This is a genomic window from Citrobacter sp. GW821-FHT02E08 (assembly GCF_059421685.1).
The window spans coordinates 130,280-145,093 of sequence record NZ_JBWKVL010000008.1 but is presented as its reverse complement, the minus strand read 5'-3'; the positions used below and the strand labels follow the sequence as shown (position 1 = coordinate 145,093).

The window sequence follows — 14,814 nt, the reverse complement described above, 5'->3', positions numbered from 1 at the left end:
TTACCTCTTAAGAAAAAACCCGCCTCGGCGGGTTTTTTTATGCCTGCGCTACAGCAGCAGCGGTAGCGTCGCGCTGGCCGTTTGTTGGCTTACATTGCTGTAACCCTCGTCCAGTGCAATCAGCGATGTTGTGAGCAGTTCAACTAACAGCATTACCCCGACTTTGGCATTCAACGCCCCGGCGCTCAGCGGCCCTTCCGGTTTGGCGGCCACCAGTTGGAAATCACTCAATGAACCCAGCGGGCTACGCGGCGTATTACTCAGCACCAACACCGGAACGCCACGCTTGCGGGCAAGCTTAACCACATGCAGTAAATCGCGGGTCGAGCCTGAACTGGAGATCGCCACCACCAGCGTCTCTTTTGAAAGCGCTGTAGCATTCATGGCGGCACGATGCATGTCGCTGAACAGCTGCGCAGGTTTACCGAGTCGCAGGAGTTTGTAATGCAAATACTCCCCAAGAATTGCACTGGCGGCCACGCCGTAGATCTGCACAGCGTGCGCTTGATGCAGCGCCAGCGCGGCTTTTTCCAGCATCGCTCTGTCGAGTAATTTTGCCGTGTCCTGCAATGCCTGCACAGACTCATTGACGACGTTATCAATCTCATCGCCACTCTGCTGAACGGGTTGCCCCTGCTGGATATCCAGCGCCAGCGCCATCTTAAATTCGTTATAGCCTTTACATCCCAGCGTGCGGCATAAGCGCGTGACGCTTGCTTCACTGGTATCACTTTCCCGGGCCAGTTCGGTAATCGTCAGGTAGAGCACTTTTGCCGGATCGTTCAGGACAAACTCTCCCAGCTTTTGCTGAGTCGGGCTGTATCCGGAAACCCCCTGGCGCAGCCTCAGCAGCAGATTTTCATTTTCTGACATGCAAGATCCTTAATGCGTTTCTCTGCGGCTAGTGTGGCGGAAAGCAGGGGGGCGATGCCAGTTATTTTAAAAAAGTATGATCCGCTTCCTGGATTTTTGGTGATAATTTTCACTTTTATATATTTGTGTGGTAAAAATTTTCATCGATTGATGGGGAAGTGAAAAAATGATGCAAATATTCAGCGGTGCCTCCTCGGGTGCCTGGTTTGAAAAGGCGCAACGATTCGGTAAATCGTTCATGCTGCCGATTGCGGTGTTGCCTGCCGCGGGCTTGTTATTGGGGATCGGTGGCGCGCTCTCGAATCCGAACACCATAACAGCCTATCCGTTTTTGGATATCGGCTGGTTACAGGCCATTTTTACGATCATGAGCAGCGCGGGCTCGATTGTATTTGCCAACCTCTCGGTGCTGTTTGCTGTTGGGGTAGCGGTCGGGCTGGCGAAAACCGATAAAGGTACGGCCGGGCTTGCGGCGCTGCTGGCATTTTTAGTGATGAACGCCACGATCAACGCCTTGCTGATCCTGACCGGTACGCTGGCGCTCGAGAATCCTGGCGCGGTCGGGCAGGGGATGACGCTGGGTATCCAGACCCTGGAAACGGGGGTCTTCGGCGGCGTGGTGATTGGTCTGGTGACCTGCGTTCTGCATCAGCGCTTCAACAAAATTGCATTGCCGCAGTTCCTGGGCTTCTTTGGCGGCTCACGTTTTGTGCCAATCATCAGTTCGCTGGCGGCGATTCTGGTTGGCGCGGCGATGACCGTGGTGTGGCCGCATTTCCAGAAACTGATTTTTGGTCTGGGTGGCCTGGTGGATGCGACAGGGTATCTGGGGACGTTTCTGTACGGCTTTATTCTGCGTATGCTCGGTCCGTTTGGCCTGCACCATATCTTCTATCTGCCCTTCTGGACGACGGCGCTGGGGGGAAGTGAAATCGTCAATGGTCAACTGGTTGAAGGTACGCAGCGTATTTTCTTCGCCCAGCTTGCCGACCCTGCTGTTCAACAGTTTTACATCGGCACTTCGCGTTTTATGTCCGGTCGCTTTATCACCATGATGTTCGGCCTGATTGGCGCGTGTCTGGCGATGTATCACACGGCAAACGCTGAGAACAAGAAACGGGTTGCCGGGTTGCTGTTGTCTGCCGCGCTGACCTCTTTCCTGACGGGGATCACCGAACCGATTGAGTTCTCCTTCCTGTTTGTGGCGCCGGTTCTGTATGTCATTCATGCCTTCTTCGACGGGCTGGCGTTTATGATCGCGCATATTCTGCATATCACGATCGGCCAGACGTTCTCTGGCGGGTTTATCGATTTCATTCTCTTTGGCGTGCTGCAGGGCGAGGCCAAAACCCACTGGATGTATGTACCGCTGGTCGGTGTACCGTGGTTCTTCCTGTACTACTTTACGTTCCGCTACCTGATTAACCGCTTTGGTTTTCTGACGCCGGGGCGTGAGAAAGAGACAACAGTAGAAAGTGTGCTCCCGCAAAGCGAACGCGCGGCGGCAGTGATTGCCGGATTGGGCGGCAAAGACAACCTTGAAGAGGTGGACTGCTGTGCAACGCGTTTGCGCGTCACGGTCAAAGAGGGCGCAAAGGTGGATGAAGCGGCATTGAAAGCGACCGGCGCGCGTGGCGTCATCCTGCGTGGTAACGGGGTCCAGGTCATTTATGGCCCGCACGTCACGATCATCAAAAATGAAATTGAAGAGACATTATCGCAATGAAAACTGTACTGGATAACCTGAAAGGCAAGTTAGTCGTCTCCTGCCAGGCGCTGGAACATGAACCCTTACACAGCCCGTTTATTATGTCGCGCATGGCGCTGGCGGCAGCACAAGGCGGAGCGGTGGCGATCCGCGCAAATAGCGTGGTGGATATTGCCGCCATCAAACAGCAGGTCTCTTTACCGGTGATTGGCATCATCAAGCGTGATTACCCGGACAGCGAGGTATTTATTACCGCCACGATGAAAGAAGTGGATGAGCTGATGAGCGTGGGACCGGAAATTATTGCTCTCGACGCCACAGCGCGTCCACGCCCGCAGGGGCAAACGCTGGAGGCGCTGGTTGCGCAGATCCGTTCCCGCTATCCGGCAGTTTTACTGATGGCGGATATTGCCAGCGTAGAAGAGGCGGTCACGGCGCAGGCGCTGGGGTTTGACTGCGTAGGGACCACGCTCTATGGCTACACCGCAGAGACGGCAGGCCACCGCTTACCGGAGAATGACTGCAACTTTTTACGCGATGTGCTGGCGGCTGTGACGGTCCCGGTGGTGGCGGAAGGGAATGTCGAAACGCCGGAGCTGGCAGCGCGCTGTCTTGCGTTAGGCGCACATACCGTTGTGGTGGGTGGTGCGATCACCCGTCCGCAGCAGATCACGGAACGCTTTATTGCGGCAATCACCGCCTAAAGCACCGATGGGGCATGATACTTTGGCGGGGATCTGCGATAATTATCGTTTATCCCCACATTGAGATGATTATGCAGTACCCGATTAACGAGATGTTCCAGACCCTGCAAGGTGAGGGTTATTTTACCGGTGTCCCCGCCATTTTTATTCGTTTACAGGGATGCCCGGTTGGCTGTGCCTGGTGCGACACCAAACACACCTGGGATAAGCTTGAGGATCGGGAAGTTTCCCTGTATAGCATCCTGGCGAAAACCAAAGAGAGCGACAAATGGGGCGCGGCGAGCAGCGAAGATCTGCTGGCGGTAATTGGCCGACAGGGTTATACCGCACGTCATGTGGTGATTACCGGCGGTGAACCCTGCATTCATGATTTGATGCCGCTCACCGAGTTACTGGAAAAGAACGGTTTCAGCTGCCAGATTGAGACCAGCGGCACCCACGAAGTCCGCTGTTCGACCAACACCTGGGTGACGGTTTCTCCGAAAGTGAATATGCGTGGTGGCTATGACGTGCTCTCACAGGCGCTGGAGCGAGCCAATGAAATCAAGCATCCGGTTGGGCGGGTTCGCGATATCGAAGCGCTGGATGAACTGCTGGCCACATTGACCGATGATAAACCGCGCATTATTGCTCTGCAGCCTATCAGTCAGAAAGAAGACGCGACGCGTCTGTGCATTGAAACCTGTATCGCCCGCAACTGGCGTCTCTCCATGCAGACGCACAAATATCTGAATATCGCGTGACTTAAAAGCCGGATGGCGCTGCGCTTATCCGGCCTAAAAGGACGACGGGTTTTGTAGGCCGGGTAAGGCGAAGCCGCCACCCGGCAAAAAGCAAAAATCACTCGCCGCGATAAATGCAGCCCGCTGTGCAGGTTTCTTTCACCATCACCGCGCTTAGCAGAGGGACGACAGGTTTAACCTGGTCCCAAATCCAGTGCGCCAGCACTTCGCTGGTCGGATTCTCCAGACCAGGGATATCGTTCAGATAGTAGTGATCCAGACGATCGTAGGTCGGTTTGAACGCCGCTTTGAGTTCGGCGAAATCGATGATCCAACCTGTGTGCGGATCGACTTCACCGGTAATTTCGAGTCGCACCATGAACGAATGACCGTGCAGACGGCCACATTTATGCCCGGCCGGTACATGCGGCAGGCGGTGGGCGGCTTCGAAGGTGAAATCTTTAAACAGGGTGGTGGTCATGATTAGCTCTCAATGATACGAAAAACCGCCGTAGGGTACCGGAAAGTACATTTTTTATCATTAACTAAAACGGCGCTCAGCCGCTGATTACGCTATTTATCCCGATTAACTTTTTTATTTTCTTTAATTTCATGGAATTAGATAATCGTTTTTGCTGTTAATAAGTATAGTTAAAACAGGTTAGTCCATTTGGTTATTTGTTATTTCCATCCCTTCTTTAATTGTTACTATCCTCGCCGTTAACCTTATCATCAGTTTGGGTTTTATTGCTTAAATCCGCATAGCTTACTGGAACATAACGACGCATGACGACACAGGCCCCACCTTCCGCTTTGCTTCCGCTGAACCCGGAGCAACTGGCACGCCTTCAGGCGGCCGCGACCGATCTTACGCCTACGCAGCTTGCGTGGGTTTCCGGCTATTTCTGGGGCATGCTGAATCAGCAACCCGGTTCGACGGCTGTGGCACCCGCGCCTGCGGCTGAAATGCCGGGCATCACGTTGCTTTGCGCATCGCAAACCGGCAATGCGCGCCGTGTGGCCGAAGCCCTGCGCGACGATCTGCTGGCGGCAAAACTCAGCGTCACGTTGGTCAACGCGGGCGACTACAAATTCAAACAGATCGCCAATGAAAAACTGCTGATCGTTGTCGCGTCGACCCAGGGGGAAGGGGAGCCGGCAGAAGAAGCCGTCGCATTGCATAAATTCCTGTTCTCGAAAAAAGCGCCAAAACTCGACGGCACCGCGTTTGCAGTCTTTGGACTCGGCGATACCTCCTATGAGTTTTTCTGCCAGTCCGGTAAAGATTTTGACAGCAAACTGGCGGAGCTCGGCGGTGAACGCCTGCTGGATCGCGTCGATGCCGATGTGGAATACCAGCCAGCCGCAAGCGAGTGGCGTGCCCGGGTGGTAGAGGTGCTGAAAGCGCGTGCGCCAGTTGCCACACCTTCACTGTCGGTTGCGACAGGGGCGGTCAACGAAATTCATAGCAGCCCGTATACCAAAGAAGCGCCGCTTACTGCGAGCCTTTCCGTTAATCAGAAAATTACTGGTCGTGATTCTGAAAAAGACGTGCGTCATATCGAAATCGATTTAGGCGATTCTGGCCTGCGTTATCAGCCTGGCGATGCGCTGGGCGTCTGGTATCAAAACGATTCGGCGCTGGTCAAAGAGATTGTTGAGCTGCTGTGGCTGAAAGGGGATGAACCCGTCACCGTCGAGGGCAAAATTCTGCCGCTTTCAGACGCATTGGCGTGGCATTTTGAACTGACGGTCAACACCGCCAATATCGTTGAAAACTATGCCACGCTGACGCGCAGTGAATCGCTGCTGCCGCTGGTGGGCGATAAAGCGAAGTTGCAGCACTACGCCGCGACCACCCCGATAGTCGATATGGTGCGCTTCTCTCCGGCGCAACTGGACGCCGAAGCGTTAGCCGGTCTGCTGCGTCCGCTGACGCCGCGCCTCTACTCCATCGCCTCGTCGCAGGCGGAGGTGGAGAGCGAAGTGCACGTCACCGTTGGCGTGGTGCGCTATGACATCGAAGGCCGTGCCCGTGCCGGTGGCGCCTCCAGCTTCCTCGCCGATCGCGTAGAGGAAGAAGGTGAAGTGCGCGTGTTTATCGAACACAACGACAACTTCCGTCTGCCAGCCAATCCGGAAACACCGGTCATTATGATTGGCCCGGGTACCGGTATCGCGCCGTTCCGCGCCTTTATGCAGCAGCGTGCGGCAGATGAAGCGCCGGGCAAAAACTGGCTCTTCTTCGGCAACCCGCACTTTACGGAAGATTTCCTTTACCAGGTCGAATGGCAGCGCTACGTCAAAGAGGGCGTGCTAAACCGCATCGATCTGGCCTGGTCACGCGACCAAAAACAAAAAATATACGTACAAGACAAACTGCGCGAACAGGGCGCGGAGCTGTGGCGCTGGATCAATGATGGTGCCCACCTTTATGTCTGCGGCGACGCTAATCGCATGGCGAAAGACGTTGAACAGGCTTTGCTGGACGTGATTGCTGAATTCGGCGGTATGGACGCCGAAGCAGCGGATGAATTTTTAAGTGAGCTGCGCGTTGAGCGCCGTTATCAGCGAGATGTCTACTAATGAGCGAAAAACACCCTGGACCTTTAGTGGTCGAAGGCAAGCTGACTGATGCCGAGCGCATGAAGCTGGAAAGCAACTACCTGCGCGGCACCATTGCTGAAGATTTGAATGACACGCTTACCGGCGGTTTCAAAGGCGACAACTTCCTGCTGATCCGCTTCCACGGCATGTACCAGCAGGACGATCGCGATATCCGCGCCGAGCGTGCCGAACAGAAGCTGGAGCCGCGTCATGCGATGCTGCTGCGCTGCCGTCTGCCAGGTGGGGTGATCACCACCAAACAGTGGCAGGCGATTGATAAATTCGCCCATGACAACACGATCTACGGCAGCATCCGTCTGACTAACCGTCAGACTTTCCAGTTCCACGGCATTTTGAAGAAGAATGTGAAACCAGTGCATCAGATGCTGCACTCGGTGGGGCTGGACGCGCTGGCAACCGCCAACGACATGAACCGTAACGTGCTCTGTACGTCGAACCCGTACGAGTCCGAACTGCACGCCGAAGCTTACGAATGGGCGAAGAAGATCTCGGAACACCTGCTGCCGCGTACTCGCGCCTATGCGGAGATCTGGCTCGATCAGGAGAAGGTTGCGACCACCGATGAAGAACCGATCCTCGGTCAGACCTATCTGCCGCGTAAGTTCAAAACCACGGTAGTGATCCCGCCGCAGAACGATATCGATCTGCACGCCAACGACATGAATTTCGTGGCGATTGCCGAAAACGGCAAACTGGTGGGCTTTAACCTGCTGGTGGGCGGTGGGCTTTCCATCGAACACGGCAACAAAAAAACCTATGCCCGTACGGCGAGCGAATTTGGCTATATTCCGCTGGAGCACACGCTGGCGGTGGCGGAAGCGGTGGTCACTACCCAGCGCGACTGGGGTAACCGTACCGACCGTAAAAACGCGAAAACCAAATACACGCTGGAGCGCGTCGGCGTTGAGACGTTCAAAGAAGAGGTGGAGCGTCGCGCGGGCATTAAATTTGCGCCAATCCGCCCCTATGAATTTACCGGACGTGGCGATCGCATCGGTTGGGTGAAAGGCATCGACAATAAATGGCATCTGACGCTGTTTATTGAGAACGGTCGTATTCTGGATTATCCGGGGCGTCCGCTGAAAACCGGTCTGCTGGAGATCTCGAAGATCCACAAAGGCGAGTTTCGTATTACCGCCAACCAGAATCTGATCATCGCCGGGGTGCCAGAGAGCCAGAAAGCGAAGATCGAAAAACTGGCGCGCGACAGCGGTCTGATGGACTCAGTCACGCCGCAGCGCGAAAACTCAATGGCCTGCGTGTCGTTCCCGACCTGTCCGCTGGCGATGGCGGAAGCAGAGCGTTTCCTGCCGACGTTTATCGATAATATCGACACGCTGATGGCGAAGCACGGCGTCAGCGACGAACATATTGTGATGCGTGTGACGGGGTGTCCGAACGGTTGCGGTCGCGCCATGCTGGCAGAAGTCGGCCTGGTCGGGAAAGCGCCAGGGCGTTACAACCTGCACCTGGGCGGTAATCGCATCGGGACGCGCATCCCGCGGATGTTCAAAGAGAATATCACCGAGCCGGAGATTCTGGCCTCTCTCGATGAACTGATTGGGCGCTGGGTGAAAGAGCGTGAAGCGGGTGAAGGCTTCGGTGATTTTACCGTGCGTGCGGGCATCATTCGCCCGGTGCTCGATCCGGCCCGCGATTTCTGGGAATAACGTCTCATTGCCGGATGGCGGCGTGAACGCCTTATCCGGCCTACGGATTTTGTAGGCCTGATAAGCGTAGCGCCATCAGGCAAAGCAAACAGTGAGGAACCTATGTCCGTATTCGATTTACAGGCGTTGAACGCGCTGCCGAAAGTTGAGCGGGTGATGGCGCTGGCGGAAATCAACAGCCAGCTGGAAAAACGGGACGCTGAAGGGCGCGTGGCGTGGGCGCTGGAAAATCTGCCCGGCGAATATGTGCTCTCTTCCAGCTTCGGCATCCAGGCGGCAGTCAGCCTGCATCTGGTCAATCAGATCCGCCCGGATATCCCGGTGATCCTCACCGATACCGGCTATCTGTTCCCGGAAACCTACCAGTTTATAGACGAGTTAGCAGACAAGCTCAGGCTGAACCTGAAGGTTTATCGCGCGACGGAGAGCGCCGCATGGCAGGAAGCGCGCTACGGTAAGCTGTGGGAGCAGGGCGTTGAAGGTATTGAAAAATACAATGAGATCAACAAAGTCGAACCGATGAATCGGGCGTTAAACGATCTTAACGCACAAACCTGGTTTGCTGGCCTACGCCGGGAGCAGTCCGGCAGTCGCGCGCATCTGCCCGTGTTGGCGATTCAGCGTGGGATCTTTAAAGTGCTGCCGATTATCGACTGGGACAACCGTACGGTTTATCAGTACCTGCAAAAACATGGCCTGAAATATCACCCGTTGTGGGATCAGGGGTATCTGTCGGTTGGTGACACTCACACGACCCGCAAATGGGAACCCGGAATGGCCGAAGAGGAAACCCGTTTCTTCGGACTCAAGCGCGAGTGCGGGCTGCACGAAGGTTGAGTTTTCCCAATGCAATTAACGCCTCCTGCCGCAAGGCCGGGGGCGTTTTTTTAATCTGTGAACCGCTAGGCTTTCTCTGCTTTTGCCAGCTCTTTCACCAGCGGCAGCATGATGCGAACCACGTCACGGCTACGATGCTCAATGCGTCCAGGCAGCGCCTTGTCGATATGCTGCTGGTTATCCAGCCGCACGTTGTGCCAGCTATTTCCGGCAGGGAAAGAGGCGGTTTTCGCGCGTTGCTGATAACCGTCTTTTTTACCCAGGTTCCAGTTAGTGGCTTCAACAGAGAGCACCGCAATCCCCGCTTTATCGAAAACCTCTGCATCGTTGCAGCATCCCGTTCCTTTTGGATAATTCTTGTTAAAACCGGGGTTGGAACTGGCGGCGATGCCATGATGACGGGCGATGGCCAGGGCGCGATCGCGCGTCAGTTTACGCACCGCTTCCGGCGTTTTTTGCCCGCTATTAAAGTAGAGCTTATCGCCGACGATCAGGTTATCGAGATTGATAACCAGCAGCGTATTTTTCTTCTCGGTGGCGCTCATCCGCTTAAGCAGGTTTTCGGCACCCAGTTTTCCCTCTTCTTCGCCGCTGGTGGCGATAAAGCGGATGCTGTATTCGGTGGTAACATCTTTCAGTCTTTCCGCCAGTTCCAGCATGACGCCCAACCCTGCTGCGTTATCGTCAATGCCCTGTAACGTCAGCCCGCCAAGATTGGCATCGGAGTCCGCATCGCTTTGCGGTGCGTAGGTATCCAGGTGCGCCATAATAATAATCTGCTGTGGCACTTTACCTTCATGCGCGGCAATAACAGTACTGCCCGTAATGTTATGCCAGTTTTTGCGATTGTCCCTGGCGGTATAAATATAACGACTGTTAAACGTCCGAATATCACTGCGATATCCCATCTGTTCAAATTGCTGACGAAGATAATCGGCAGACAGCATTTCCGCGGGAGAACCGGTCATTCGTCCCGGAAAAAAAGTCGCAATATGTCGAGCCTGGGTATTTGCAATAGTGCCAGTGTTCGGCGACGTCGCGTGTGCGGGAAGGATAAAGCATACGCCGAGCGCCAGGGCAGCGGTACGGTGGCGCAATGCGGAAAACATAGTGAGTCCTTAAATGCAAAGCAGAAATTTTTACCCGCCTAGTATGAAACCGTGACAGAAGTAAGACAATTTCATTTGCTCCGAAATGCCCGAATTTCGGTGGGTTAAGCACTTTTTGATATTTGCTTTCTCAAATCGTTATTCTTTTGAGGAACTACTCATTCCAATTCGTAATTTCATTCGTTCCCTTGCGCTCCCTATAGTCACTCTATTCCTGATTGGTAGCGAGTTGTAACTTGTGAACTATTTGCCCTTATTTGTTGCGATAAAAGAGAGACCCGTCCTGGTGGTGGGGACGGGTGAGATTGCCGATCGCAACGTCGCATTCTTGCATCGTGCGGGTGCGCAGGTGCAGGTAGTCAGCGACGCGGATTTTGTGGAATCGCAAATCGACAGCGTGGTGCTGGTCGTTGCCGCCACCCGTGACCGTGAACTCAACCAACGGATCTCCAGGGCCGCACAAGCCCGCCATCGCCTGGTCAACGTGGTGGATGATCCGCCGGAATGCTCATTTATCTTCCCGTCGATTGTCGATCGTTCACCGTTGTTAGTGGCGATCTCCTCCGGTGGTACCGCGCCGGTTCTGACGCGCGTGCTGCGGGAAAAAATCGAAGCGTTGCTGCCGACGAGCCTGGGGCGCATGGCGGAAAAAGCCAGCTACTGGCGTAATCATCTGAAAACGCGTCTGACCAGCGTGACTGAACGCCGTCGTTTCTGGGAACGCGTTTTCCGTGGCCGCTTTGCAAGTCTAATGCATGCCGGTAATGAGTCTGCCGCGCAGCAGATTCTGGAAGATGAGTTGGATAATCCAGGGAGTAGCGCCGGGGAACTGATTCTGGTGGGCGCCGGGCCGGGAGATGCCGGGTTGCTGACCCTGCGCGGCTTACAGGTACTGCAGGATGCCGACGTGGTGTTCTATGACCACCTGGTGAGCGACGGCGTGCGGGAGCTGATTCGTCGCGATGCTGAACAGATCTGCGTGGGTAAACGGGCGGGTGAACACGCCGTGCCGCAGCACGAAACCAATCAGATGCTGATTGCGGCAGCGAAGGCGGGCAAAACCGTTGTCCGTCTCAAAGGGGGCGATCCGTTCATTTTTGGGCGCGGTGGTGAGGAACTTCAGGCGGCCGCCGAAGCGGGTGTGCCGTTTCAGGTGGTTCCGGGGATCACGGCGGCATCCGCCGTCACTGCATATGCCGGTATTCCGCTCACCCATCGCGATTACGCCCAGAGCGTGACGTTTGTGACGGGGCACTACAAGGCTGACAGCACCCCTTTTGATTGGGCGCATCTGGCCCAGAGCCGACAGACGCTTGCTATCTATATGGGCACGATGAAAGCGGCGGAAATCAGCGAACAACTCATTCAACACGGTCGCGATGCGACAACGCCGGTGGCGGTGATTTCTCGCGGAACGCGCGTCGATCAGCACGTTGCGACCGGCACACTACACAACCTTGCACACCTTGCGAAAGACGCCCCTATGCCCTCTCTGATCGTCGTAGGGGAAGTCGTGCAACTTCACGACACGCTCGCCTGGTTTCAACACACAACAGACGCAGAAGGCTTCGGTTCTTCTGTTATAAATCTGGCTTAAGGAACGGTTATGGACCAAAAACGACTCACCCACCTGCGGCAACTGGAAGCGGAAAGCATCCATATCATTCGCGAGGTGGCCGCCGAATTCTCTAATCCGGTGATGATGTATTCCATCGGTAAAGATTCCAGCGTGATGCTGCATCTGGCGCGTAAAGCGTTTTATCCAGGCTCGCTGCCGTTCCCGCTGCTGCATGTTGATACGGGCTGGAAATTTCGCGAGATGTATGAATTTCGTGACCGCACTGCCAAAACCTACGGCTGCGAATTGCTGGTCCACAAAAACCCGGAAGGGGTGGCGATGGGGATAAACCCCTTCGTCCACGGTAGCGCGAAACATACCGACATCATGAAGACCGAAGGGCTGAAACAGGCGCTGAATAAATACGGTTTTGATGCCGCGTTTGGCGGCGCGCGTCGCGATGAAGAGAAATCCCGCGCCAAAGAACGTATCTATTCCTTCCGCGACCGTTTTCATCGCTGGGACCCGAAGAACCAGCGTCCGGAACTGTGGCACAACTACAACGGGCAGATAAACAAAGGCGAAAGCATTCGCGTTTTTCCGCTCTCCAACTGGACCGAACAGGATATCTGGCAGTACATCTGGCTGGAAAATATTGAGATCGTCCCGCTGTATCTGGCGGCTGAACGCCCGGTGCTGGAGCGTGACGGTATGCTGATGATGATCGATGACAATCGGATCGATCTGCAGCCTGGCGAAGTGATTAAAAAGCGGATGGTGCGTTTCCGTACTTTGGGCTGCTGGCCGCTGACCGGCGCGGTGGAGTCGAATGCGCAAACGTTGCCGGAGATCATCGAAGAGATGCTGGTTTCAACCACCAGTGAACGTCAGGGGCGCGTAATCGACCGCGACCAGGCGGGCTCCATGGAGCTGAAGAAACGTCAGGGGTATTTCTAAGGAGCCGCTATGAACATCGCACTTGCCCAACAAATCGCTAATGAAGGCGGCGTCGAAGCCTGGATGGTCGCCCAACAACATAAAAGTCTGCTGCGCTTTTTAACCTGCGGTAGCGTGGACGACGGTAAAAGTACGCTGATTGGCCGCTTGCTGCACGATACGCGCCAGATTTACGAAGATCAGCTTTCTTCGCTGCACAATGACAGCAAACGTCACGGTACGCAGGGCGAGAAACTCGATCTGGCGCTGCTGGTGGATGGCCTGCAGGCCGAACGCGAGCAGGGGATCACGATTGACGTGGCCTACCGCTATTTCTCTACCGAGAAACGTAAATTTATCATTGCCGATACCCCGGGCCATGAGCAGTACACCCGTAATATGGCGACAGGCGCCTCAACCTGCGATCTGGCGATCTTACTGATCGATGCCCGTAAAGGGGTGTTGGATCAGACCCGTCGCCACAGTTTCATCTCTACGCTGCTTGGGATCAAACACCTGGTGGTCGCGATCAACAAAATGGATCTGGTGGATTTCAGCGAAGAGACATTTGTCCGTATTCGCGAAGATTACCTGACGTTTGCCGAACAGTTGCCGGGGAATCTGGATATTCGTTTTGTCCCGCTCTCTGCGCTGGAAGGCGATAATGTGGCGTCTCAGAGCGTGAACATGCGGTGGTACAGTGGTCCGACGCTGTTGGAAATGCTGGAAACTGTCGACATTCAGCGCGTGGTCGATACCCAGCCGATGCGTTTCCCGGTGCAGTATGTGAACCGCCCGAATCTGGATTTTCGCGGTTACGCCGGAACGCTCGCGTCTGGCACCGTGAAGGTTGGCCAGCGAATCAAAGTGCTGCCCTCCGGCGTTGAATCCAGCGTGGCGCGCATTGTGACCTTTGACGGCGATTTGCCACAGGCCCATGCGGGTGAAGCCATCACCCTGGTGCTGAAGGATGAAATCGACATCAGTCGCGGCGACCTGCTGCTTGATGCCAGCGAAGCATTACCTGCGGTGCAGCGTGCCGCCATTGATGTGGTCTGGATGGCGGAGCAGCCGCTGTCGGCGGGGCAGAGTTATGATATTAAGATTGCCGGGAAAAAGACCCGCGCCCGTGTTGATCATGTTCAATATCAGGTTGATATCAATAATCTGACCCAGCGCGAGGTTGAAAATCTGCCGCTGAACGGCATCGGCCTGGTGAATTTCACCTTCGATGAACCCCTGGCCCTGGAGAGCTATCAGCAAAACCCGGTGACCGGAGGGCTGATTATTATAGATCGCCTGAGTAATGTGACCGTCGGGGCGGGTATGGTACGCCAACCGCTCGCAGAATCTGTCTCAACGCCGTCTGAATTCAGCGCGTTTGAGCTGGAACTGAATGCATTGGTTCGCCGTCACTTCCCGCACTGGGGTGCGCGTGATTTGCTGGGAGGCCAATAATGGCGCTGCATGACGAAAACGTCGTCTGGCATGCGCATCCCGTAACACCGCAACAGCGCGAGCAACACCACGGTCACCGTGGTGTCGTTCTGTGGTTTACCGGGCTTTCCGGCTCGGGTAAATCCACGGTGGCGGGGGCGCTGGAAGAGGCGCTGCATCAACGCGGTGTGAGTACATATCTGTTGGATGGCGACAACGTACGCCACGGCTTGTGCAGCGATCTCGGCTTTAGCGAAGCCGATCGCAAAGAGAACATCCGTCGGGTGGGGGAAGTCGCCAATCTGATGGTCGATGCCGGACTGGTGGTGTTGACGGCGTTTATTTCCCCGCATCGCGCCGAGAGACAGGCGGTACGTGAACGCGTCGGGAGCGGGCGCTTTATCGAAGTCTTTGTGGATACCCCGCTGGCCACCTGCGAAGCGCGCGATCCAAAAGGCTTGTACAAAAAAGCGCGGGCGGGTGAGTTACGTCATTTCACCGGCATTGACTCGGTTTATGAAGCGCCAGAATCACCAGAAATTCACCTGGATGGTGAACAATTAGTAACAAATTTAGTCCGCCAATTATTAGATCTACTGAGAGAGGGCGATATGATCAGATCCTGAGACACT

At 55.2% G+C, this 14,814-nt stretch carries 13 protein-coding genes; 10 read left to right on the top strand and 3 right to left on the bottom strand.

Annotation, left to right across the window (positions count from 1 at the left end; all coding sequences use genetic code 11):
• Positions 1-48: 48 nt before the first annotated feature.
• Complete coding sequence (locus AC07UY_RS12645; RefSeq protein ID WP_494661537.1) at positions 49-873, bottom strand: MurR/RpiR family transcriptional regulator; 825 nt, start codon at positions 871-873, stop codon at positions 49-51.
• 166 nt (positions 874-1,039) lie between these two features.
• Here AC07UY_RS12645 and AC07UY_RS12640 point away from each other — a divergent pair, with 166 nt between their 5' ends.
• The 3 genes from AC07UY_RS12640 (at position 1,040) to queE (ending at position 4,028) form a co-directional block, all read left to right on the top strand.
• Entirely contained in the window at positions 1,040-2,599 is a 1,560-nt protein-coding gene (locus AC07UY_RS12640) for a PTS transporter subunit EIIC (RefSeq protein WP_494661536.1), read from the top strand.
• The gene (locus AC07UY_RS12635) at positions 2,596-3,285 is read left to right on the top strand and encodes an N-acetylmannosamine-6-phosphate 2-epimerase (RefSeq protein ID WP_203360181.1); all 690 of its coding nucleotides are present in this window, start codon (positions 2,596-2,598) and stop codon (positions 3,283-3,285) included. Before AC07UY_RS12640 ends, AC07UY_RS12635 begins: the two co-directional genes overlap by 4 nt.
• 71 nt (positions 3,286-3,356) lie before the next feature.
• Positions 3,357-4,028 carry a 7-carboxy-7-deazaguanine synthase QueE gene (queE, locus tag AC07UY_RS12630; RefSeq protein ID WP_203360182.1) on the top strand — a complete coding sequence of 224 codons (672 nt, stop codon included), beginning with the start codon at positions 3,357-3,359 and terminating at the stop codon, positions 4,026-4,028.
• 97 nt (positions 4,029-4,125) lie between these two features.
• On the opposite strand, the gene queD is transcribed toward queE, so the two are convergent.
• Positions 4,126-4,488, bottom strand: a complete 363-nt coding sequence (gene queD, locus AC07UY_RS12625; RefSeq protein WP_203360183.1) for a 6-carboxytetrahydropterin synthase QueD — start codon at positions 4,486-4,488, stop codon at positions 4,126-4,128.
• Between the two features lie 305 nt (positions 4,489-4,793).
• On the opposite strand from queD, the gene cysJ reads away from it, so the two are divergent.
• The 3 genes from cysJ (at position 4,794) to cysH (ending at position 9,142) form a co-directional block, all read left to right on the top strand.
• Positions 4,794-6,593: an NADPH-dependent assimilatory sulfite reductase flavoprotein subunit gene (gene cysJ, locus AC07UY_RS12620; RefSeq protein ID WP_494701242.1), complete on the top strand. Its 1,800-nt coding sequence runs from the start codon at positions 4,794-4,796 to the stop codon at positions 6,591-6,593.
• Complete coding sequence (cysI, locus tag AC07UY_RS12615) at positions 6,593-8,305, top strand: assimilatory sulfite reductase (NADPH) hemoprotein subunit (protein ID WP_494661534.1); 1,713 nt, start codon at positions 6,593-6,595, stop codon at positions 8,303-8,305. The genes cysJ and cysI overlap by 1 nt, the downstream gene beginning before the upstream one ends.
• A 102-nt stretch (positions 8,306-8,407) precedes the next feature.
• On the top strand, positions 8,408-9,142 hold the full coding sequence (gene cysH / locus AC07UY_RS12610; RefSeq protein ID WP_494661533.1) for a phosphoadenosine phosphosulfate reductase: 735 nt from the start codon (positions 8,408-8,410) through the stop codon (positions 9,140-9,142).
• Between the two features lie 65 nt (positions 9,143-9,207).
• On the opposite strand, the gene AC07UY_RS12605 is transcribed toward cysH, so the two are convergent.
• Positions 9,208-10,251 carry an aminopeptidase gene (locus tag AC07UY_RS12605; RefSeq protein WP_494701243.1) on the bottom strand — a complete coding sequence of 348 codons (1,044 nt, stop codon included), beginning with the start codon at positions 10,249-10,251 and terminating at the stop codon, positions 9,208-9,210.
• Positions 10,252-10,498: 247 nt separating this feature from the next.
• On the opposite strand from AC07UY_RS12605, the gene cysG reads away from it, so the two are divergent.
• The 4 genes from cysG to cysC are packed head-to-tail and all read left to right on the top strand — an operon-like array spanning position 10,499 to position 14,808.
• Positions 10,499-11,848 (top strand): siroheme synthase CysG, encoded by a 1,350-nt coding sequence (gene cysG / locus AC07UY_RS12600; protein ID WP_494661555.1) that lies wholly within the window; start codon positions 10,499-10,501, stop codon positions 11,846-11,848.
• Positions 11,849-11,857: 9 nt separating this feature from the next.
• Positions 11,858-12,766, top strand: coding sequence for a sulfate adenylyltransferase subunit CysD (gene cysD, locus AC07UY_RS12595; protein WP_203360188.1), 909 nt, complete (start codon positions 11,858-11,860; stop codon positions 12,764-12,766).
• 9 nt (positions 12,767-12,775) lie between these two features.
• Positions 12,776-14,203: a sulfate adenylyltransferase subunit CysN gene (gene cysN / locus AC07UY_RS12590; protein ID WP_203360189.1), complete on the top strand. Its 1,428-nt coding sequence runs from the start codon at positions 12,776-12,778 to the stop codon at positions 14,201-14,203.
• Positions 14,203-14,808 (top strand): adenylyl-sulfate kinase, encoded by a 606-nt coding sequence (gene cysC / locus AC07UY_RS12585; protein ID WP_203360190.1) that lies wholly within the window; start codon positions 14,203-14,205, stop codon positions 14,806-14,808. The genes cysN and cysC overlap by 1 nt, the downstream gene beginning before the upstream one ends.
• Positions 14,809-14,814 lie beyond the last annotated feature (6 nt).

What these genes read in the sequence shown, in the direction of transcription:
- AC07UY_RS12645 (WP_494661537.1), bottom strand. Translation starts at nt 873, where the DNA reads ATGTCAGAAAATGAAAATCTGCTGCTGAGGCTGCGCCAGGGGGTTTCC.
- AC07UY_RS12640 (WP_494661536.1), top strand. Translation starts at nt 1,040, where the DNA reads ATGATGCAAATATTCAGCGGTGCCTCCTCGGGTGCCTGGTTTGAAAAG.
- AC07UY_RS12635 (WP_203360181.1), top strand. Translation starts at nt 2,596, where the DNA reads ATGAAAACTGTACTGGATAACCTGAAAGGCAAGTTAGTCGTCTCCTGC.
- queE (WP_203360182.1), top strand. Translation starts at nt 3,357, where the DNA reads ATGCAGTACCCGATTAACGAGATGTTCCAGACCCTGCAAGGTGAGGGT.
- queD (WP_203360183.1), bottom strand. Translation starts at nt 4,488, where the DNA reads ATGACCACCACCCTGTTTAAAGATTTCACCTTCGAAGCCGCCCACCGC.
- cysJ (WP_494701242.1), top strand. Translation starts at nt 4,794, where the DNA reads ATGACGACACAGGCCCCACCTTCCGCTTTGCTTCCGCTGAACCCGGAG.
- cysI (WP_494661534.1), top strand. Translation starts at nt 6,593, where the DNA reads ATGAGCGAAAAACACCCTGGACCTTTAGTGGTCGAAGGCAAGCTGACT.
- cysH (WP_494661533.1), top strand. Translation starts at nt 8,408, where the DNA reads ATGTCCGTATTCGATTTACAGGCGTTGAACGCGCTGCCGAAAGTTGAG.
- AC07UY_RS12605 (WP_494701243.1), bottom strand. Translation starts at nt 10,251, where the DNA reads ATGTTTTCCGCATTGCGCCACCGTACCGCTGCCCTGGCGCTCGGCGTA.
- cysD (WP_203360188.1), top strand. Translation starts at nt 11,858, where the DNA reads ATGGACCAAAAACGACTCACCCACCTGCGGCAACTGGAAGCGGAAAGC.
- cysN (WP_203360189.1), top strand. Translation starts at nt 12,776, where the DNA reads ATGAACATCGCACTTGCCCAACAAATCGCTAATGAAGGCGGCGTCGAA.
- cysC (WP_203360190.1), top strand. Translation starts at nt 14,203, where the DNA reads ATGGCGCTGCATGACGAAAACGTCGTCTGGCATGCGCATCCCGTAACA.